19 protein-coding genes are annotated in these 19,259 nt (G+C 68.4%); 14 read left to right on the top strand and 5 right to left on the bottom strand.

Going from position 1 to position 19,259, the window contains the following annotated elements; genetic code table 11:
* Window positions 1-343: 343 nt before the first annotated feature.
* Window positions 344-1,378 carry a LacI family DNA-binding transcriptional regulator gene (locus JKJ07_RS23570; protein WP_202993856.1) on the bottom strand — a complete coding sequence of 345 codons (1,035 nt, stop codon included), beginning with the start codon at window positions 1,376-1,378 and terminating at the stop codon, window positions 344-346.
* 252 nt (window positions 1,379-1,630) lie between these two features.
* Between JKJ07_RS23570 and JKJ07_RS23575 the strand changes: the two genes are divergently transcribed.
* The 11 genes from JKJ07_RS23575 to JKJ07_RS23625 all read left to right on the top strand — a co-directional run bounded on the left by JKJ07_RS23575 (window position 1,631) and on the right by JKJ07_RS23625 (window position 10,701).
* Window positions 1,631-3,325, top strand: coding sequence for a sugar ABC transporter ATP-binding protein (locus JKJ07_RS23575; protein WP_307834369.1), 1,695 nt, complete (start codon window positions 1,631-1,633; stop codon window positions 3,323-3,325).
* Window positions 3,322-4,326, top strand: coding sequence for an ABC transporter permease (locus JKJ07_RS23580; protein ID WP_202993857.1), 1,005 nt, complete (start codon window positions 3,322-3,324; stop codon window positions 4,324-4,326). The genes JKJ07_RS23575 and JKJ07_RS23580 overlap by 4 nt, the downstream gene beginning before the upstream one ends.
* Window positions 4,319-5,371: an ABC transporter permease gene (locus tag JKJ07_RS23585; RefSeq protein WP_202993858.1), complete on the top strand. Its 1,053-nt coding sequence runs from the start codon at window positions 4,319-4,321 to the stop codon at window positions 5,369-5,371. The genes JKJ07_RS23580 and JKJ07_RS23585 overlap by 8 nt, the downstream gene beginning before the upstream one ends.
* 23 nt (window positions 5,372-5,394) lie before the next feature.
* On the top strand, window positions 5,395-6,471 hold the full coding sequence (rhaS, locus tag JKJ07_RS23590; RefSeq protein ID WP_307834370.1) for a rhamnose ABC transporter substrate-binding protein: 1,077 nt from the start codon (window positions 5,395-5,397) through the stop codon (window positions 6,469-6,471).
* 16 nt (window positions 6,472-6,487) lie between these two features.
* Complete coding sequence (locus tag JKJ07_RS23595; protein WP_202993860.1) at window positions 6,488-6,820, top strand: L-rhamnose mutarotase; 333 nt, start codon at window positions 6,488-6,490, stop codon at window positions 6,818-6,820.
* Window positions 6,817-7,983 (top strand): L-rhamnose isomerase, encoded by a 1,167-nt coding sequence (rhaI, locus tag JKJ07_RS23600; protein WP_202993861.1) that lies wholly within the window; start codon window positions 6,817-6,819, stop codon window positions 7,981-7,983. Before JKJ07_RS23595 ends, rhaI begins: the two co-directional genes overlap by 4 nt.
* A gap of 148 nt (window positions 7,984-8,131) precedes the next feature.
* Window positions 8,132-8,620: a hypothetical protein gene (locus JKJ07_RS23605; protein ID WP_202993862.1), complete on the top strand. Its 489-nt coding sequence runs from the start codon at window positions 8,132-8,134 to the stop codon at window positions 8,618-8,620.
* Window positions 8,621-8,634: 14 nt separating this feature from the next.
* Entirely contained in the window at window positions 8,635-8,853 is a 219-nt protein-coding gene (locus JKJ07_RS23610; RefSeq protein WP_202993863.1) for a hypothetical protein, read from the top strand.
* Window positions 8,850-9,782, top strand: a complete 933-nt coding sequence (locus JKJ07_RS23615) for an AAA family ATPase (RefSeq protein WP_202993864.1) — start codon at window positions 8,850-8,852, stop codon at window positions 9,780-9,782. The genes JKJ07_RS23610 and JKJ07_RS23615 overlap by 4 nt, the downstream gene beginning before the upstream one ends.
* Before the next feature lie 7 nt (window positions 9,783-9,789).
* On the top strand, window positions 9,790-10,356 hold the full coding sequence (locus tag JKJ07_RS23620) for a hypothetical protein (RefSeq protein ID WP_202993865.1): 567 nt from the start codon (window positions 9,790-9,792) through the stop codon (window positions 10,354-10,356).
* 123 nt (window positions 10,357-10,479) lie between these two features.
* Window positions 10,480-10,701: a hypothetical protein gene (locus JKJ07_RS23625; RefSeq protein WP_202993866.1), complete on the top strand. Its 222-nt coding sequence runs from the start codon at window positions 10,480-10,482 to the stop codon at window positions 10,699-10,701.
* Between the two features lie 34 nt (window positions 10,702-10,735).
* Here the strand turns inward: JKJ07_RS23625 and JKJ07_RS23630 are convergent, their stop codons facing one another.
* Genes JKJ07_RS23630 through JKJ07_RS23640 form a run of 3 tightly spaced genes read right to left on the bottom strand, consistent with a single transcriptional unit; the run spans window position 10,736 to window position 13,561 of the window.
* Entirely contained in the window at window positions 10,736-11,512 is a 777-nt protein-coding gene (locus JKJ07_RS23630; RefSeq protein WP_202993867.1) for an ATP-binding cassette domain-containing protein, read from the bottom strand.
* Window positions 11,509-12,531: an ABC transporter permease gene (locus JKJ07_RS23635; RefSeq protein ID WP_202993868.1), complete on the bottom strand. Its 1,023-nt coding sequence runs from the start codon at window positions 12,529-12,531 to the stop codon at window positions 11,509-11,511. The genes JKJ07_RS23630 and JKJ07_RS23635 overlap by 4 nt, the downstream gene beginning before the upstream one ends.
* 1 nt (window position 12,532) lies before the next feature.
* Window positions 12,533-13,561: a sugar ABC transporter substrate-binding protein gene (locus JKJ07_RS23640; protein WP_202993869.1), complete on the bottom strand. Its 1,029-nt coding sequence runs from the start codon at window positions 13,559-13,561 to the stop codon at window positions 12,533-12,535.
* Between the two features lie 152 nt (window positions 13,562-13,713).
* Between JKJ07_RS23640 and JKJ07_RS23645 the strand changes: the two genes are divergently transcribed.
* The gene (locus tag JKJ07_RS23645; RefSeq protein ID WP_236029690.1) at window positions 13,714-14,667 is read left to right on the top strand and encodes a LacI family DNA-binding transcriptional regulator; all 954 of its coding nucleotides are present in this window, start codon (window positions 13,714-13,716) and stop codon (window positions 14,665-14,667) included.
* Between the two features lie 128 nt (window positions 14,668-14,795).
* Window positions 14,796-16,049: an ATP-binding protein gene (locus JKJ07_RS23650; protein WP_202993871.1), complete on the top strand. Its 1,254-nt coding sequence runs from the start codon at window positions 14,796-14,798 to the stop codon at window positions 16,047-16,049.
* 53 nt (window positions 16,050-16,102) lie between these two features.
* Here the strand turns inward: JKJ07_RS23650 and JKJ07_RS23655 are convergent, their stop codons facing one another.
* Window positions 16,103-18,319, bottom strand: coding sequence for a discoidin domain-containing protein (locus tag JKJ07_RS23655; protein WP_202993872.1), 2,217 nt, complete (start codon window positions 18,317-18,319; stop codon window positions 16,103-16,105).
* Window positions 18,320-18,660: 341 nt separating this feature from the next.
* On the opposite strand from JKJ07_RS23655, the gene JKJ07_RS23660 reads away from it, so the two are divergent.
* Window positions 18,661-19,152: a metallophosphoesterase family protein gene (locus JKJ07_RS23660; RefSeq protein WP_202993873.1), complete on the top strand. Its 492-nt coding sequence runs from the start codon at window positions 18,661-18,663 to the stop codon at window positions 19,150-19,152.
* The last annotated feature ends 107 nt before the right edge of the window (window positions 19,153-19,259 follow it).

Consider the following 19,259-nt stretch of genomic DNA (forward strand, 5'->3'; position numbering starts at 1 on the left):
CAACCCGGGATTGTGGAAAACGCGAACCTGCCTTCGCCCAGGCCGCGGCGTTTCGAGACGTCGCGGCCATTTTGTGTTGGCCCTCCGGGGTTGTTACTGGCCGACCTGACCCCGGGCGACCTCAACCGGGTCTTCTTCACCTGGCCCTCCGGGGCCAACTTGTCGGCACGGGTGTGGGCCGGCCCAGTTCGGCTCAGGCGGGGACACACAGCGGTCAGGCATCCCGGCGGCGCGCTACGGCTGAGCACTCTCGGGAATGGGGTAGGCACCCGCTGAGTGGTTGTAACGATTCAGCCGGAGTGGTCTCAATGCGGTTCGCGTGATGTATCGCAAACCGCGAGGATCAGAGAGCGCGTCCCCGGCTGACCGTAGACGCCCGGGCCACCAGTTCCGGCTGGAACTGTAGTTGCTGGTGCCGGTGTTCCGGGTTGGTCGCCTCGTCGAGTACGAGCTGTGCCGCGGCGCGGCCCAGTTCTTGGCGGGGCTGGCGGACCGACGTCAGCGGCACCGCGGCCGCCGCAGCGAATTCGATGTCGTCGAAGCCGACGATTGCCAGGTCGTCGGGCACCCGCAGGCCGGCGCCGATGCTTTGCTGCAGCAGGCCCAGCGCGAGCAGGTCGTTGGCGCAGAACGCCGCCGTCGGCCGCCGGCGCGCGGGCAGGCCGGCCAGCCGCTCCCCCGCCGAGCGGCCCTCGGCCACGGTCAGCGCCTCGGTCGGCAGGTAGATCAGGTCGTCGGGGTCCTTGCCGAGCGACTGCCAGATCTCGCGGGCGCCCTGCAGCCGCTCGCCCACCTGGCCCAGCGAATCGGGCCCGCCGACGAACGCGACCCGGTTGTGGCCCTGCTCGGCGAGGTGTTCGACAGCGATGCGGCCGCCGAGCACGTCGTTGACGGAGACCGAGCAGCAGCTGTCGGCGCCGCGCACCCGGTCGACGATCACCAGGGGGACGCCGCGGCGGGAGAGCTCGTCGAGGTGGGGCGCGGCCGGGTCGACCGGGGTGATCAGGATGCCCTGCACCCGCTGCTGGAGCAGCCGGTCGAGGTGCACCTCCTCGCGGGCCGAGCGGCTGTTGCTGTTGCAGATGAACAGCGACAAGTCGGCGTCCTCGGCGGCGTTCTCGATGCCCTGGGCCACGTCATGGAAGAACGGGTTGGTGCCGTCGAGCATCACGTACGCCAGGGTGCGGCTCGTGCCGGCGCGGAGTTGGCGGGCCGACTCGTTGCGCACGAAGCCGAGCTCGGCCATGGCCCGCTCGACCCGTTCGCGGGTGCGGGCGCTCACCACCTCGGGCCGGTTCATCACGTTGGAGACGGTGCCCAGCGAGACACCGGCGGCCGCGGCCACGTCCTTGACGGACGGCGTCCTGCCGTTCAGCACCACGACCTCCTGAGCTGGTAATCCGCCGACGAGCTCGGCCGCGATCCGGGGTGGGCGTTGACATTGAAACGTTGAAGGCGCATCTTACGGCACGCGACGGCACCGCGACGGCCGTGTTTCCACAACGTTTCCGTCCAACGCTTGACAGGTGTGATCGGGGCCACCTACGTTCGTCTCACGCACTCATGAAACATTTCAACGGCTATTGAAACATTTCAAGCATCGTCCCCACAAGCAACGTGGAGGTGGCCCGTGGCGGAGGCAAACGCCCGGCCCCAGAAGGCGGACGCGCACAACGATCCCCCGCAGACGAACGACCCGCTCCCGCAGGCGAACGACGAGGCCAAGGTGGCGAACGACCCGCTGCCGGGAGCGAGCGGCCAGCCCCAAGAGGCGAGCGACCGGCCCCGAGAGGCAAGCGACCGGCCCCGGAAAACGGCGGCCAACACCCAGCTGGCCCGGCTGGAGGTCCACGACGTCTCGAAGTCGTTCGGGGCCGTGGCGGCCGTGCAAGGGGTCAGCTTTCCGCTCTACCCAGGTGAGGCGCACGCGCTCGTCGGCGAGAACGGGGCCGGCAAGTCGACCATCGTGAAGATGCTGGCCGGCGTCCACCGGCCGGACACCGGCACCCTGCGGGTCGACGGCGCCGACGTGGATTTCGCCGGGCCGGCCGACGCCAAGGCGGCCGGCATCGCCGTGATCTATCAGGAGCCGACACTTTTTCCCGACCTGTCCGTGGCCGAGAACATCGCGATGGGCAATCAGCCGCTGACCAAGCTGCGGCAGATCGACCGCAAGGAGATGCACGCCAACGCCGAGCGCCTGTTCCGCCGGCTGGGCGTCCCGCTCGATCCGACGCGGCCGGCGCGGGGCTTGTCGATCGCCGATCAGCAGTTGGTCGAGATCGCCAAGGCGTTGTCGTCCGAGGCCCGGGTGCTGATCATGGATGAGCCCACTGCCGCGCTCTCGGCTGTCGAGGTCGAGCGGCTCTTCGCGGTCGTGCGGTCGCTGCGGGACGAGGGCGCCGCGATCATGTTCATCTCGCACCGGTTCGAGGAGATCACGGCCCTGTGCGAGCGGGTCACGATCATGCGGGACGGCAAGCATGTGGCCACCGAGATGGTCGCCGACCTCAGCGTCGACGACATGATCCGGCGCATGGTCGGCCGTGACCTGAGCGCGCTCTTCCCCAAGCAGGACGTCGAGCCGGGCGCGGTGGTGCTCGAGGTCGAGGGCTTGTCGCGCGAGGGCGTTTTCAAGGACATTTCCTTCTCCGTACGGGCGGGAGAGATCGTCGCCCTGGCCGGGCTGGTCGGCGCGGGCCGTTCCGAGGTCATGCAGGCCGTGTTCGGTGTCGACCCGTACGACAGTGGGGTTGTCAAAGTGCACGGTCGACGCCTCAAGAAGGGCGAGCCGCGCGCCGCGATGGCCGCCGGGATGGCGCTCGTCCCGGAGGACCGTCGTCAGCAGGGCCTGGTCATGGACCTGTCGATCGAGCGCAACGTGACCCTGCCGCGGGCCCGCAAGCTCGCCCGGCTGGGTCTGCTCTTCGGCGGCAGCGAGCGCGCGGCCGCCGAGACGTGGACCCGCAAGCTGCAGACCAAGCTGGGCCGGCTCTCCGACGCCGTGGGCACGCTCTCGGGCGGCAACCAGCAGAAGGTCGTGCTGGCCAAGTGGCTGGCCACCGGGCCCAAGCTGCTGATCGTCGACGAGCCGACCCGCGGCATCGACGTCGGCACCAAGGCCGAGGTGCACCGGCTGATGTCGTCGCTCGCCGCCGACGGCCTGGCGGTCGTCATGGTCTCGTCGGAGCTGCCCGAGGTGCTGGGCATGGCCGACCGGATCGTGGTGCTGCGCGAGGGCCGCGTCGCCGCCCAGCTCACCAGGGCCGAGGCCACTGAGGAGTCCGTCATGTACGCCGCCATGGGCCAGGAGGTGGCCGCATGACGACACTGTCGTTGCACGCCCCCGCGAAGAACCTGCTCAAGACTCGTGAGCTGGGCATCGTGCTCGCGCTGGCCCTGCTCATCGCGTACACGGCGATCGACAACCCGCGGTTCCTGAGTGGTCAGAGCATCCGCGACAACCTGCTCAACACCGCGATCCTGGCGGTCATGGCCACCGGCCAGGCGGTCGTGGTGATCACCCGGAACATCGACCTGAGCGTCGGCTCGGTGCTCGGCATCAGCGCGTTCACCGTGGCCACGATGATGAGCGCCAACCCGGGCCTGCCGATGATCGTGGCGCTGCTGGCCGGCCTGGCCGTCGGCGCGGTCGCCGGCCTGGTCAACGGCGTTCTCGTACGCTTCGGCAAGGTCCCCGCGCTCGTGGTCACGCTGGGCACGCTCTACATCTATCGCGGCATCACGTATTCGTGGGCCGGCGGCTCGCAGGTCAACGCCGACGAGCTGCCGCGGCACTTCCTGACGTTCGCCAACGACAACCTGCTGGGGATTCCCTGGCTGGTGCTGATCGCGCTGATCGTGGTGGGCACCGGCTCGCTGATGATGCGCAACTATCGGGTCGGCCGGGAGCTGTACGCGATGGGGTCGAGCCCGGCCGCGGCCGAGCTGGCCGGCATCAAGGTCGCCCGCAACCTGCTCGGCGCGTTCGTCCTCAGTGGCGCGCTGGCCGGGCTGGCCGGGGTGCTCTACGCGGCCCGGTTCGGCACGGTCGACGCCGCGGCCGGCAACGGCATGGAGCTCAACGTCGTGGCCGCGGTCGTGGTCGGCGGCGTGGCCGTCTTCGGCGGCAGCGGCTCGGTCTGGGGTGCCGCCCTCGGCGCCCTGCTGCTCACGGTGATCGGCAGCGCCCTGGCGGTGCTCGACATCAACCAGTTCTGGCAGCAGGCCATCGTCGGCGCGCTGATCATCCTGGCCATCTGCGCCGACCGCCTGGTCGCGGTGCGCATCGCCCGCAGCCTGCGGAAGAGGGACGCGCATGTCTGACACCCTGCAAAAGAGCAGCGACATCGACCTCGACAAGCGCCCCGAAAATGGCCGCGCCACCGCGATAAAAAGCAGGCTGACCAGCTGGGACAGCATCATCCTGGTGCTCACCGTGCTGGTGCTGATCGTCGCGTCGTTCAGCGTGGAGAATTTCGGCACGAGCCGGAACTTCACCTTCATGGTGCTCGACCTGCTGCCGATCATCCTGATCGCGCTGCCGATGACGATGATCATCGTGACCGGCGAGATCGACCTGTCGGTGGCCAGCACGCTCGGCCTGACCAGCTCGATGATGGGCTGGCTGTGGAACCAGGGCCTGTCGATCGAGACGATCATCCCGCTCTGCGTCGTCATCGGCGCGATCTGCGGCGTGGTCAACGGCTTCCTGATCACCGGCCTCGGCCTGCCCTCGCTGGCGGTCACGATCGGCACGCTGGCCCTCTACCGCGGGCTCGCGTTCGTGGTGCTCGGCGACGGCGCGGTGGCCGACTTCCCCTGGAACTACACGGGTTGGGTCACCGGAACGATCGGGGGCGGAGCCGTGCCGAACGTCCTGATCCTGATCGTGGTGCTCGCGCTGATCTTCGGGATCGTCCAGCACGCCACCCCGTTCGGCCGTTCCCTGTACGCCATCGGCGCCAACGCGCAGGCCGCGCACTTCTCCGGCATCCGCGTCGCCCGTACGAAATTCTGGCTCTATGTCGTCAGCGGCGCGGTGGCCGGCCTGGTCGGTGTGCTGTGGACGTTGCGCTACTCCAGCGCCCGGGCCGACAACGGCTCGGGTCTCGAACTCGCCGTGGTCGCGGCCGTCCTGCTCGGCGGCGTCTCGATCTTCGGCGGAAAGGGCAGCCTGCCCGGTGTGCTCGCCGGCGTCGTGCTGCTGACCGCGCTGCAGAACGCGTTGCGCCTGGAGGACGTCTCCGGGCAGGCGCTCAACATCGTCACGGGCTCCCTGCTCGTGCTCTCCGTGCTGCTTCCGAACATCACCACCGCCGTACGCGGCAATTACCACCGCCGCAGGCTGCGGCAAGCCGCCTCCCGATAGCCCCTGAGTGAATGGAGTACACAGTGCTTCGCTCCCCCCGGACGCTACTGTCCGTTACTTCCGCCGCACTGCTGGTCGCAGGACTCGCCGCCTGCGGTGGCACCACGAAGGACAGCAACACCAACAGCGGTTCCGGTACGCAGGCCTCCGCGGCCGCCGACCCGAACGCGGCAGTCAAGGAGGGCCTCAAGATCGCCTTCCTGCCGAAGCAGCTCAACAACCCGTACTCGGACGTCGAGACCGGCGGCGGCAAGGTCGCCGTGGACGAGCTCAAGGGCGAGTACAAGCTGGTCGGCCCGAACGACGCGTCCGCCTCGTCGCAGGTGTCCTACATCAACACGCTGATCCAGCAGCAGCAGGACGTGATCGTGGTGGCGGCCAACGACCCGAACGCGGTCTGCCCGTCGCTCAACCAGGCCCGCGCGGCCAAGATCAAGGTCATCACGTTCGACTCGGACGCCTCCAAGGACTGCCGGGACGCCTTCATCAACCAGGCCACCACCGAGGGCATCGGGCAGTCGCTGGCCAAGATGGCGCTCGAGCAGGCCGGCAGCGACGGCGGTGAGATCGCGGTCCTCTCGGCCACCCCGAACGCCACGAACCAGAACTCCTGGATCGAGGTCATGAAGACCGAGCTCAAGAAGCCCGAGTACGCGAAGCTCAAGCTGGTCAAGGTGGCCTACGGCAACGACGACGACCAGAAGAGCTTCCAGGAGGCCCAGGGCCTGCTGCAGTCGTACCCGAACCTCAAGGTGATCGTGGCCCCGACGACCGTCGGCATCGCGGCGGGCGCCCGCTACATCTCGTCGTCCAGCTACAAGGGCAAGGTCGCGGTGACCGGGCTCGGGCTGCCGAACCAGATGCGCGAGTACGTCAAGGACGGCACCGTCACGAAGTTCGCGCTCTGGAACCCGGCCGACATCGGCTACCTGGCCGCGTTCGCCGGCGCCGCGATGGCCTCGGGGCAGATCACCGGCGCCGAGGGCGAGAAGTTCAAGGCGGGCAAGCTCGGCGAATACACGATCGGCAAGGACGGCGAGATCGTGCTCGGCCCGCCGACCGAGTTCACCAAGGACAACATCGACCAGTTCAACTTCTAGAGAGCCGTACCGGAAAATGCGCTATTGCTTCCAGCTTCAAGTCCGCCCCGAGCGGATGACGGAGTACGTGGAGCGGCACCAGTCCGTGTGGCCCGAGATGCAGGACGCTCTCCGGGCCACCGGCTGGCGCAACTACTCCCTCTTCCTCCGCGCCGACGGGCTGCTGATCGGCTACGTCGAGGCGGACGATCTCGAGGCGTCCCAGGCGGCAATGGCGGCGCTGGACGTCAACACCAGGTGGCAAGCGGAAATGGCGGGATTCTTCGCCGGCGGCGGACCCAACGACGAGGGGTTCCCGCTGCTCACCGAGGTGTTCCACCTTTCCGAAAGTTCTCAGGAGACCCCATGACCGACCTCGCCGCCGTCAAGCGCGCCCTGACGGCACAGCGCATCGAGACCCCGTCGTGGGCCTACGCCAACTCGGGCACCCGTTTCAAGGTGTTCGCCCAGCCGGGAGTGCCGCGTACGCCCGAGGAGAAGATCGCGGACGCCGCCGCGGTGCACCGGTACACCGGCGTCGCGCCCGCGGTGGCGCTGCACATCCCGTGGGACAAGGTGGACGACTATGCGGCCCTGACCGCGTACGCCCGGGATCTGGGGGTGGAGATCGGCGCGATCAACACGAACGTCTTCCAGGACGACGACTACAAGCTGGGCTCGGTCACCAACCCCGACGCCGGGATCCGCCGCAAGGCCACCGATCACCTGCTCGAGGCGATCGACATCATGGGCCAGACCGGCTCGCGCGACCTGAAGCTGTGGTTCTCCGACGGCATCAACTACCCCGGCCAGGACGACCTGCGCGACCGGCAGGACAGGCTGGCCGCGGCGCTGCGCGAGGCGTACGACCGGCTGACCGGCGACCAGCGCCTCCTGCTCGAGTACAAGCTGTTCGAGCCGGCCTTCTACGCCACCGACGTGCCGGACTGGGGCACGTCGTACGCGCACTGCCTGGAACTGGGCGAGCGGGCCACGGTCTGCATCGACACCGGCCACCACGCCCCCAGCACGAACATCGAGTTCATCGTCGCGTTCCTGCTGCGCCAGAAGAAGCTGGGCGCCTTCGACTTCAACAGCCGCTTCTACGCCGACGACGACCTGATGGTGGGTGCGGCCGACCCGTTCCAGCTGTTCCGCATCATGTACGAGATCGTCCGCGGCGGCGCGCTCGACCCGGCGTACGGGATCGCTTTCATGCTCGACCAGTGCCACAACATCGAGCGCAAGATCCCGGCGATCATCCGCTCGGTCATGAACGTCCAGGAGGCCACGGCGAAGGCCCTGCTGGTCGACCGCGACGCCCTGACCCGCGCGCAGCAGGCCGGCGACGTGCTGGAGGCGAACGCGGTCTTCATGGACGCCTACAACACCGACGTGCGCCCGCTGCTGGCCGAGGTGCGCAGCGACGCCGGCCTCGACCCGAACCCGATCGCGGCCTACCGCGCCAGCGGCTACGACGAGAAGATCATCGCCGACCGCGTGGGCGGCACCCAGGCCGGTTGGGGCGCCTGACCCTTCCTCGAACGCGGCCCCGCAGGTCCTTCCCGGATCGGCGGGGCCGTTCCGTGTCCGCTTCTCCGAGCCGTCCGTCAGGAGGCGGCGACAGCGAAAGACAGTCGCCCAGGAGAGCGAGACGACGATGGCCATATCGGGTACGCAAGTGCGCACCTCGGTGCACGTGGCGGCCAGAAGCTACGTGTACATCGCGAACGAGATCAACCGCATCTTCCTCGAGTCGATCCAGAGTGCCGGGCTCGATCCCACCGCGTACGTGCAGATCCAGCAGACGATCGAGAACGGCCTGCGCACCTGGATCACCATGCAGTACCTCGAGACGGCGCACCTGGAGATCGTCGACCGGAACACCCAGGCCGTGCGCAGCCGGATCGACCTCGGCCTGACCTACGTCAGCAACCCCACCGAGGACCGCTACTCGACGGACATCGACCGGGTCCGCAAGGCGCTGGCGGGCACCCCGTCGATGGCCGGCTGCGAATACCGCGTCGTGGTGACCCTCAAGGACGGTGCGCCCAACGTCAACGGCTGGGGCCCCACCAACCTCGGCAGCGTCGACCACCTGCGCCGCCAGGACGTGGGCGACGTCGTCAACACCGGCGGCGGCAAGCTCCAGATGTTCCGGTACCTGTGAGGAGGACTGACGACATGCAGATCAGCTATCAGGTCGCGGGCAGCCCGCACACGTACGAGACCGGGCCGTCCGAGGACCTCGCCCAGATCAGCCGCGAGATCGAGGAGCACCTCCGGCAGAGTCACCCCGAGCTGGCCCGCAACGGCCACCTCGCCGAGAAGATCACCGACGGCCTGCTCAACGGGCTGGCCGGCGACACCACCGACGTGGAGCTCGGGGACCTGTCGTCATGACGGACGGCCCGGATCTCTACTCACTGCACCGGTTCGCCGGACGGCCCGACGACCGCTCCCAGTTCGCGGCGGACTGGAACGCCATCGTCACGGCCGACGCGCTGAAGAACACGCTGCTCCGGTTCGTCGACACGCTGCACCGGCTGGGCGGGGTGCCGCCGCAGGCGCTCGGGTTGCGGCGGGCGGTCATGCTGTTCGGCCCGCCCGGCTGCGGCAAGACCAGCCTCGCGCGGGGCCTGCCGTACGCCTGGCACCGGGCCGACCCCCGCCGCGAGGCCGGCTTCATGCACGTCAACACGCACGCGCTGTTCAGCGGGCTGCGCGGCGGCGGGCAGAAGCTAACCCTGCAGCTGTTCCAGGGGATCGGCGAACAGGCCTCGCTCGGCATCCCGCTCTTCGTGCTGATCGACGAGGTCGAGACGCTCGGCTCGAACCGGGGCGGGATCAGCCTGGAAACCAACCCGCTGGACGCGATGTTCCAGGTCACGGCGTTCCTGGAGGCGCTCGACGCGGTCACCCGGAGCAACCCCAACGTGATCTTCATCTTCACGACGAACATCCCGAAGGCGATCGACCGGGCGGTGCGCGAGCGGGTCGACTTCTCGCTCGAGGTGCCGCCGCCCGGCCCGGCCGAGCGCGAGGAGATCATGCGGTCCGCGCTGTCCGGGCTGGCCGCGGCGTACGACGTGGAACCGGTCCGGGTCGCCGCGAAGAAGCAGGTGCGCGAGTGGCGCTGGATGGTCCAGTCGACCGAGGGCATGTCCGGCCGGGCCCTGCGCCACGTGTTCGTGCTGGCCGCGACGCTGGCCATCGGCTCCAAGGAACTCACGATCGACCATGTCGCGGACGCCCTGACCTGGGTCACGGCGACGGAGGCCGGCCTGGAGAACGCCGGCGGCATGTATTTGGAAAGCTTCCAAGGAAGGTGACCCGACAGTGAAGGCAGAGCGTTCCATCACCGCCGTCCGGCATTCGGCCGGCCGCACCATCGACGAGCTGACCAAGTTCGCCACCGCCGTGCTGACCGCCCGCCGCTATCCGCACGCCGAGCAGGTGGGCGCGCAGCTGCGGTCGCTCACCCCGCTGTTCAACCTGGTGCTGGCCACCCGTGCGGCCGGCGCCCCGGCGCTGCTCGTCGGCACTCGCGACATGCAGATCGGCCTGCACCTCGACTACGACATGAACGCCGAGGAGAACCTCTCCGTCCCGCCGATGGACCTGCTCGAGGAGCTGCCGGCGGACGCCCAGGTGGAGGTCACGGTGCAGGTCACCCAGGAGGTCGCGCCGGCCCTGGCCGAGCTCGTGCGCAAGGCCGACGGCAAGCCGGCCCTGATCACGCTGACGGTCACACCGGCCGAGCAGCCCGAGCAGTCCGATGTTCCGGAGTCCGACGTCCCGCCGGAGGCGGAGCCTTCCGACACTCCGGAAGACCGTCCGCGGCCGGAGGATTCCATCCCGCAGCAGAAGACGCCGGACGAGGAAATGACCCAGCCGCTGCGCTGACCGAGCCGGGGCGGTCCGCGCGGCCGCCCCGGCCCGCCGGTCGAAAGGGCTCGGGCGAATTGCTAAGGCGGGTCGCGCCGCGGCCGATCACAGGGCCGACTTTCTGCAACGGGGGGACCAAGGATGGATCAGTACCTCGACACCGCGTCGGCCGTGACCCGGGCTCTTTTCGGGCCGGAATCGGGCATTCCGTGGTGGGCCTGGATGGCGGTCATCGTGGCCGTCTTCTGGAAGGTTGCCGTCAAGGAGCCGAAGAGTGCCCGCGAGGCTGCCAACGAGCGGGACAACGTCATGCTCGGCGCCATGTTCGGGGACGACGGCAAGGGCAAGAAGAAGAAGAAGTAGCCGGCGCCCGTGATGAGGGGCACCGGCTGACGACTCAGGCCGTGTGGGGCGGGGGCTCGGCGGCGCCGGTCATGATGGCCACCGCCTCGCTCATCGAGTGGGACTTCGGGGTGATCACCGTGGCCCGGCGGCCCAGCCGCTGGATGTGGATGCGGTCGGCGATCTCGAACACGTGCGGCATGTTGTGGCTGATCAGGATGACCGGCAGCCCGCGGTCGCGGACGTCGCGGATCAGCTGGAGCACCCGGTTGCCCTCCTTGACGCCGAGCGCCGCGGTCGGCTCGTCGAGGATCACCACCTTGCTGCCGAACGCGGCCGAGCGGGCCACCGCGACCGCCTGCCGCTGACCGCCGGAGAGCGACTCGACGGCCTGGCCGATGTTCTGCAGCGTGGCCACGCCCAGCTCGCTCATGTGCCGCTTGGCCTCGGAACGCATGTGGCCCTTGTCGAGCATCCGGAACACCGAGCCGAGCGGGCCGCCGCGCCGCTGTTCGCGGCCGAGGAACAGGTTGTCGGCGATGTCCAGGCCGGGCGCTACGGCGAGGGTCTGATACACGGTTTCGATGCCGGCCGCGCGCGCGTCCATCGGCGTACGGAAAACGACTCTCTGCCCGTCGAGGAAGATCTCGCCCTCGTCGGGGACCAGCGCGCCGGACAGGGCCTTGATCAGGCTGGACTTGCCGGCGCCGTTGTCGCCGATGACCGCGAGGATCTCGCCCGGGTAGAGCTCGAGGTCGCTGCCGTTGATCGCGACGACCCGGCCGTACCGTTTGGTCAGGCCTTTCGCCTGCAGAACCGGAGTGTCGGTCACGTCTTCACCTTCCTGATCCACTGGTCGAGGGAGACCGCGACCAGCACCAGCAGGCCGATCGCGAAGCCCTGCCAGACCACCTCGACGCCGCCCAGCTGCAGGCCGTTGCGGAACACGCCGACGATGAGCGCGCCGATCAGGGTGCCGATCACGCTGCCGCGGCCGCCGAAGAGGCTGGTGCCGCCGAGCACGACCGCGGTGATCGAGTCGAGGTTGTATTCGACGCCCACGTTGGGGCTGGCCGAGGCGAGCCGGCCGATGAGGATCCAGCCGCCGATCGCGTAGAGCAGGCCGGCCACGGTGTAGACCGAGAAGAGCACCCGGCCCGTCTGGATGCCGGCCAGCCGCGCCGCCTCGCTGTCGTCACCGGTGGCGTAGACGTGCTTGCCCCACGCGGTGTTGGCCAGCGCGTAGAAGAAGAACGCGAAGAGCAACAGCATGATGATCGACCCGTACGTCAAACGGAAGTTGCCGATCGGGATCGAGTCACCGGTCCACGTCATCAGGCCCGGCATGTCGGTTCCCCGTACGGTCTCGGAATTGCTGACCACCGAGTTGAGCGAGAAGAAGATCGTCAGCGTGCCCAGCGTGACGATGAACGGTGGCAGTTTTATCCGGGTCACCAGGAAACCGTTGATCGCGCCCATCGCCGTGCCGCAGGCGAACCCGAGCAGCAGCGCGATGATCCCGGGCATCCCGGCGTCGACGCAGAACGTGGCGGTCAGGATCGACGAGAAGACCGCGATCGCGCCCGCGGACAGGTCGATGCCGGCCGTCAGGATGATCAGCGTCTGCCCGAGCGCGAGCGTGGCGATCACCGTGACCTGCTGAAGGACGAGCGAGAGGTTGGTCGCCGTCAGGAAGCGGCCGTTGACGATCGAGAAGGCGATGATCGCCACGACGAGAACGGCCAGCGGTCCCAGCACGGGGTTGGAGTGCAGCAGATGTTGGACGCGCAGGCCGAGCGAGTCGTTCTTCTGCACGTCGAAGTCGGCGGGTGTGGTTGTGGTCGCGGTCATGTCAGCCCCAGCAGTTCTGCTTGCCCCACGCGGAGTCCTTCGCCTCCACGCCGGCCTGCGGGTCGTCGGTGATCAGTTGGGTTCCGGTGTCGTAGAAGTCCTTGCCCGGCGTCACCTGCGGCCGGGTGCCGTCCTTGGCGTACGCGGCGATGGCGTCGATGCCCAGCTGCGCCATCTTGAGCGGGAACTGCATCGAGGTGGCCCCGATGATCCCCTTGGCCACGTTGTCGACGCCGGGGCAGCCGCCGTCGATCGAGACGATGACGGTGTCCTTCTCCTTGCCGGCCGCCTGCAGGGCCAGGTAGGCGCCGGCCGCCGCGGGCTCGTTGATCGTGTAGACCAGGTTGATCGACGAGTCCTTCTGCAGCAGGTTCTCCATCGCCGTACGCCCGCCGTCCTCGGCGCCGTCGGTGACGTCGTGGCCGGCGATGCGCGGGTCGTTCTCGTCACCGATCCGGTTGGGGTCGCCGATGTCGATGCCGAAGCCGTCGAGGAAGCCCTGATCGCGCTTGACGTCCACGGAGACCTGGTTGGCGTTGAGGTCGAGCATGGCGATCTTCGCCTCTTTGCCGTCCTTGGCGAACTTGGCCTTGGCCCACTGCCCGATCAGCTTGCCGGCCTGATAGTTGTCGGTGGCGAAGGTGGCGTCGGCCGCGTTGGGCGGGTCGACCGGCGTGTCCAGCGCGATGACCAGCATGTCGAGCTCGTGCGCCTTGTCGATCGAGGGCACGATCGCCTTCGAGTCGTTCGGGGTGATCAGGAAGCCCTTGGCGCCGAACGACATCAGATTTTCGATCGCCTGCACCTGGGCCTCGTTGTCGCCGTCCTGCTTGCCCGCGAAGCTCTGCAGCTCGACGCCCTGCTGCTCGGCCGCGCCCTGGGCGCCCTTTCTCATCTGGACGAAGAACGGGTTGGTGTCGGTCTTGGTGATCAGGCCGACGACGTCCTCGCCGGAGCCTCTGTTGCAAGCCGCGGTCGTGCCGAGCACCAGCATCATCACGCAGCCGGTGGCCAGCATTTTTCGTCGCATGCTCCCTCCCAATCGATTTAGCGAAATCGAGGGACAACGTTGTCTCGCAGTAGACGCCCGCCCCGACTTCATGTCAACAATGAGTTTCCAAGATGTTGCGCTCAGTGATCAACATCGACGGGAGTGAATAGATGGCGGAGCACCGACCGACCATGAACGACGTGGCTCGCACCGCCGGCGTGAGCCTCAAGACGGTGTCCCGGGTGGTCAACGGCGAGCCGACGGTCGCCCCCGACCTGGCCGCCCGCGTCCACGCGGCCGTCGAGTCGCTCGACTACCGCCCCCACCTGGGCGCGAGCATGCTGCGCAGAAACGACAAGCGCACCCGTACGATCGGCGTCCTGCTCGACGACGTCTCCCACCCGTTCTCGGCGGCGGTGCACCGGGCCGTCGAGGACGAGGCCCGCGCGCGCGGCGTGCACGTGCTGACCGGCAGTCTCGACCATGACCCCGTACGGGAAAGGGATCTTGCCGCCGCGTTCGCCGAGCGCCAGACCGACGGGCTCATCCTCGCCCCGACCGGCAGCAACCTGGAATCCCCCACGATGCCGGTGGTGTATGTCGACCGCCCCCCGACCGGCGCCGCGGGCGACACCGTGGTCTCGACGAACGTCTCCGGAGCGGCTGGCGCCGTACGCCATCTGATCGCCCACGGCCACCGCCGGATCGGCTTCCTCGGCGGCGACCAGCACCTGTCCACCGCCCGCGACCGGCACCTCGGCTACCAGCGGGCACTGGGCCGGCGCGCCGGTCCCGCCGTGCACGATCTGCGCGATCCGACCGCCGCCCTCGCGGCCGCCGTGGCCATGCTGCGCGGCCCCGGCTCACCCACGGCGTTGTTCGCCGACCAGAGCTCGATGACGATCGGCGCCGTCCGCGCGCTGCACCGCCTGGGCCGCCAGCACGAGGTGGCGCTGATCGGCTTCGACGACTTCCCGTTTGCCGACCTGCTCGACCCGCCGATCACAGTGGTCGCCCAGGACCCGTCCCGCATGGGCCGCACCGCAGCGGCGGCTCTGTTCGAGCGCATCGAGGGCTACGACGGCGCCCCGCGCGAGATCCGCATCCCCACCACCCTGATCGCGCGCGGCTCGGGCGAGCTCTGACCGCAGCAGATCGAACGTCGAACATCCGGCAAACCGAACACCGCAGGCTCCGCAAATCGAACGCGCCAGGCCCGCAAATCGAAAGTCAGCCTGCTCGCAGATCGAAATAAGTGCAGCTAGGATGGGGTATGCCCACTCGCCCGCTGATCCCACGCCATGCTGCGGCTCAAGTGAATGCCGCCCTCGCCGACACCCGAGTCGTCCTGGTCAACGGCGCGCGTCAGGCCGGCAAGAGCACCCTCGTCCGCGTCGTCGCCGGCGATCGGCTAGTCGAACGCCGCGACCTCGACCGCGAGCCGGATCGCACCGTGGCCATCGCCGACCCCGAGGGCTTCGTCGACAGCTCAGAGTTGCTGGTGATCGACGAGATCCAGCGCGTTCCGCAACTCCTGCTGGCCATCAAGGTCTCTGTTGACGAGGACCCTCGCCCCGGGCGTTACCTCCTCACCGGCTCCTCTCAACTGTTTGGGATGATCGACGCTCCGGACACCCTTCCCGGCCGGATGGAGACCGTTCAGCTCTGGCCGTTCTCTCAGGGCGAGATCGACGATGAGCCGGACGGGTTCATCGATGCCGTCTTCACCCTTGGTCCCCGGCTGAAGCACACGTCGACAGTGACCCGCGCCGACTATGCCGCCAGGATCGTCCGCGGCGGTCTTCCCGAGGCAGTGTTCCGCGACGATCCCGGACGACGTGAACAGTTCCTCGACGCGTACGTTCAGGCACTCATCGACCGTGATGTGCGGCAGCTTTCCGACATTCAGCACAAAGGCCAGCTGCGCAAGCTGGTACGGCTGCTCGCGGCAAGGTCGGCAACTATTATCTCCGCCAACTCTCTGGAGTCCGCGCTGGAGTTGAGCCGACCGACGATCGCGCGATACCTGCAGGCACTGGAAGAAACGTTCCTGATCAAACGGATCCCGGGCTGGTCCCGCAATCTCGGCCATCGAGCCACAGCCGCGCCGAAGCTGGTCTTCGTCGACTCGGGCATTCTCGCCAATGAGATGGCGGTCGAGGCCCGGGCCTTGCTTCGCCCGGGCGCGCCGTTCGGGCCGCTGCTCGAGTCTTTCGTGCTGTCGGAGTTATGTCGCCAGCTCACCTGGTCCGGCCAGAGAGCAGAGCTGTCGCACTACCGCGATCGAGACCAGTTCGAGGTCGACGCTGTCTTGGAGAATCGTTCCGGGCAGGTTGTGGGCATCGAAGTGAAGGCCGCCTCGACGGTCAGGCAGGGAGATTTCCGCGGATTGCAACGCCTTCGCGACCGTCTCGGCGAGGACTTTGTCGCGGGCATCGTCCTCTACACCGGTGCCAACACCCTGCCGTTCGGCGACAAACTCCGCGTCATGCCGGTCAGCGCCCTGTGGCAGGTGGCCGCCCCCTGACCGGAAGCGGCGCCGCGGGAGAACCCGCGACGCCGCCCTCATCGGAAGATCTGTCACGGGAAGTTGGTGATTGTGGAGGGGACGACGTTGCTGGCTTGGGCCGGAGCGCCGATGTTGTTGACCACGTGGTCGATGGTGCCGGCGGCCAGCGAGATCGTGAAGATGTTGTGGAGCTTGACGCCGCCGTGGGTGGGGGCCTGGAAGCCGTTCGCCGAGTGGATGGCCGGGTTGTCGAGGAAGACGGCGTAGCTGCCCATCGCCCAGGCCTCGTGCGTCTGCACGCTGTCGGCCACCTTGTAGGCCGGGTAGCCGAGCACGCCGTCGCTGCGCCACGCGGCGTTGGACGGCGGGTCGTACGGCTGCTCGTTCTGCAGGAAGTAGGTGCGGCCGCCGTTGCCGTTCCAGAGCACCTCGGTCTTCTGGTAGTGCTCGACGAACAGGCCGTACGCCGTCACGTTGTTGCCGTTGACGATCAGGCCGCTGTCGGCCGTGTTGACCGTCCAGCCGTAGGTGCCGGCGTTGCCGTGGTCGGCGCGCCAGGCCCAGATGTGGTCGATGATCACGTTGTTGCTGTTGACCAGCAGGCTGTTGGTGGCCTTGCCGGCGATGTAGCCACCGATCCGGAAGAACACGTCCTGCACCGTCGACGGGTTGGCGGCGTGGTTGGCCGACGACCCGGCAGCCCCCATGACCAGCAGGTTCGACGAGTTGGTGGTGCCCGCGTCGAACAGCACGCCGGCGATCTTGACGCCGTCCACGTCGGCCACCTGCATCGCGGTGACGCCGTTGTCCGGGATGATCGTCGCGTAGCCGAGGCCGAGCACCACGGTGTTGGCCCGGTTCACGTTGATCGTCTGGTTGACGTGGTAGATGCCGGGCTGGAAGATCAGGTTGAGGCCCTGCGCGAGCGCCTGGTTGATCCGCGCGGCGGTGTCACCGGGCTTGGCCACGTAGAACTGGCTGAGCGGGATGCTCGAGCCCGGGGTGTTGCCGTTGACCCAGGTCGCGCCCGAGGTGTTGGTGCGCAGATTCGGCACGAAGACCGCGTAGTCGCCGCCGCTCTGATAGAGGTACGGCTTCTCGCGGATCACCGGGGTCTGCCCGATCACCGTGTACGGCGGGTTGGGGTAGCTGGCCGCGGGAGCGCCCTGCACGCCGACGAAGGTCTGGTTCCACACCGCGTTGGTGTTCGAGCCGATCTGGCTGTCGCGGGTGAACCACTGCTGCTGCGAGTACTGCCCCTCGCTGCCGCTGATCCGGGAGTCCGAGATGTAACCGCCGGACGCCCAGCCGTATCCGTTGGGGGCCAGGTTGAGGTTGCCGTGGATGTCCATGCGGCGGAACGGGGCGGCCTGCGAGACGGCCCAGCGGTTGGTGCCGTTAACCGGATAGACCGACACGTTCTCGGTGCTGCGCCAGAAGTTCTGGGTCGCGTTGCCCTGGAACCAGCCGGCGTCGACGGTGATGTCACCGTTGATCCGCACGTCCTGCGGGTTCTGCCCGAGGCCGACGATCGACGTGTAGAAGCCGACCTGGATGTTCAGTCCGTTGTAGGTGCCCGGCTTGAACGCGAGCACATAGCGCCCGGTGCCGAACTGCGCGCTCTCCTGCTGCGCGAAGATCTGGTCGGCCCGCGCCTGGATGCTGGCGCTCGACATCGACGGGTCGAAGACGACCACGTTGGCGCCGAGGCTGCCGCCGCCCGGGATCGGGTCGCCGGTGACCGGCGGGGTGGTCGGGGGCGTGGTCGGGGTGCCGCCGAAGACCTTGAACTCCCACAGCGAGTAGCCGTAGCCGGTGGTGCGCTGGGTGCCGTACATGCGCACGTACCGGCCGGTGCCGCTGACCGTGAGGTTCTGGTTGCCGCCGGTGGCCGTGGTCGTCGAGTAAATGCTGGTCCACGTGCTGGCGTTGTCCGAGACCTGGATCTGGAAGGCCTTGGCCGCGGCCGTCTCCCAGTTCAGCTCGACCCGGCTGATCGCCTGCGAGCTGCCCAGGTCGACCTGCAGCCACTGCGGGTCGCTGAACGCCGACGCCCAGCGGGTGCCGGCGTTACCGTCGACGGCCTCGGAGGCGAGGTAGGCGCCGGCCGCCTCGGTGGACGACGCGGTGGCCGGTTTGCCTTGCGAGAGCAGGGTTTCCGCGGCGCTGGCGCCGATGGCGGTGACCGCGGCATAACCCGCGACGACGGTGGCGATGAGACCGCTGACCGCGGCCAATCGCCAGGGGGAGCGCCTCCGCTCGGGTGCGGAGGAGATGGGGATGGTCATTGCTTCTCCTTGGGCGGGGATGCGCAAGGGGGACTCTTGCGCCCTAGGGAAGGCCGGACTCTCCTCGGGGTGATTGGAGAGCGCTCCCCCGCGATCGACGCTATGGACGCGTTCATCAGCTGTCCATAGATGAACACGGTTCCGGAACCTGGCCGGCCTTGTGCCCGACACATCCGGCTGAGCGCTGCCCCTTCGGGCAAAAGGCCAGTTCAGACCCGTACGTCGAATGCCCGTTCACCCCTGGGAGGGCTCGATAACGAAGACCTCGGAACCGGTTCCGTCACGCCTTGATTAAACACTCGAACCCGTCATTTCGGTTGATCTTCGCCTAGGCTGGCCGGGTGCGTCTGGTCCTCACGAGCGACACCCACCTGCCCAAACGGGCCCGCGATCTGCCGGCTCCACTGTGGGCGGCCATCGACGCGGCCGACGTCGTCATCCACGCCGGCGACTGGGTCGACGAGGCCGCCCTCGACGCGTTCGAGGCCCGCTCGGCCCGGCTGATCGCCTGCTACGGCAACAACGACGGCCCCGACCTGCGGGCCCGGCTGCCCGAGATCGCGTACGCCGACCTGGCCGACCTGCGCCTGGCGGTGATCCACGAGACCGGCCAGTCGACCGGCCGCACCGAGCGCATGGCGGCCCGCTTCCCCGACGTTGACCTGCTCGTCTTCGGCCACTCCCACATCCCCTGGGACACGACCGCCGCCTCCGGCTTGCGCCTGCTCAACCCCGGCTCGCCCACCGACCGCCGGCGCCAGCCGCACCGCACCTATCAGACCGCCGAGATCCGCGACGGCGCATTGACGGACGTACGGCTGATAGCGCTCTAGGGCCCGCGTCTGTCAATATCATCTCCCCTTCGATGAAGGTGCAACGTTTTCGCGTCCTGCTACGTCTCTATAGGCAGGCCCCGGACGGCGCCGGTCGGCATCCCTCG

The sequence above is a fragment of the Paractinoplanes lichenicola genome, from assembly GCF_016785085.1.
Classification (GTDB): Bacteria; Actinomycetota; Actinomycetes; order Mycobacteriales; family Micromonosporaceae; genus Actinoplanes; species Actinoplanes lichenicola.

What these genes read in the sequence shown, in the direction of transcription:
- JKJ07_RS23640 (WP_202993869.1), bottom strand. Translation starts at nt 13,561, where the DNA reads ATGCGACGAAAAATGCTGGCCACCGGCTGCGTGATGATGCTGGTGCTC.
- JKJ07_RS23610 (WP_202993863.1), top strand. Translation starts at nt 8,635, where the DNA reads ATGCAGATCAGCTATCAGGTCGCGGGCAGCCCGCACACGTACGAGACC.
- JKJ07_RS23650 (WP_202993871.1), top strand. Translation starts at nt 14,796, where the DNA reads ATGCCCACTCGCCCGCTGATCCCACGCCATGCTGCGGCTCAAGTGAAT.
- JKJ07_RS23645 (WP_236029690.1), top strand. Translation starts at nt 13,714, where the DNA reads ATGAACGACGTGGCTCGCACCGCCGGCGTGAGCCTCAAGACGGTGTCC.
- JKJ07_RS23585 (WP_202993858.1), top strand. Translation starts at nt 4,319, where the DNA reads ATGTCTGACACCCTGCAAAAGAGCAGCGACATCGACCTCGACAAGCGC.
- JKJ07_RS23580 (WP_202993857.1), top strand. Translation starts at nt 3,322, where the DNA reads ATGACGACACTGTCGTTGCACGCCCCCGCGAAGAACCTGCTCAAGACT.
- rhaI (WP_202993861.1), top strand. Translation starts at nt 6,817, where the DNA reads ATGACCGACCTCGCCGCCGTCAAGCGCGCCCTGACGGCACAGCGCATC.
- JKJ07_RS23615 (WP_202993864.1), top strand. Translation starts at nt 8,850, where the DNA reads ATGACGGACGGCCCGGATCTCTACTCACTGCACCGGTTCGCCGGACGG.
- JKJ07_RS23655 (WP_202993872.1), bottom strand. Translation starts at nt 18,319, where the DNA reads ATGACCATCCCCATCTCCTCCGCACCCGAGCGGAGGCGCTCCCCCTGG.
- JKJ07_RS23595 (WP_202993860.1), top strand. Translation starts at nt 6,488, where the DNA reads ATGCGCTATTGCTTCCAGCTTCAAGTCCGCCCCGAGCGGATGACGGAG.
- JKJ07_RS23625 (WP_202993866.1), top strand. Translation starts at nt 10,480, where the DNA reads ATGGATCAGTACCTCGACACCGCGTCGGCCGTGACCCGGGCTCTTTTC.
- JKJ07_RS23635 (WP_202993868.1), bottom strand. Translation starts at nt 12,531, where the DNA reads ATGACCGCGACCACAACCACACCCGCCGACTTCGACGTGCAGAAGAAC.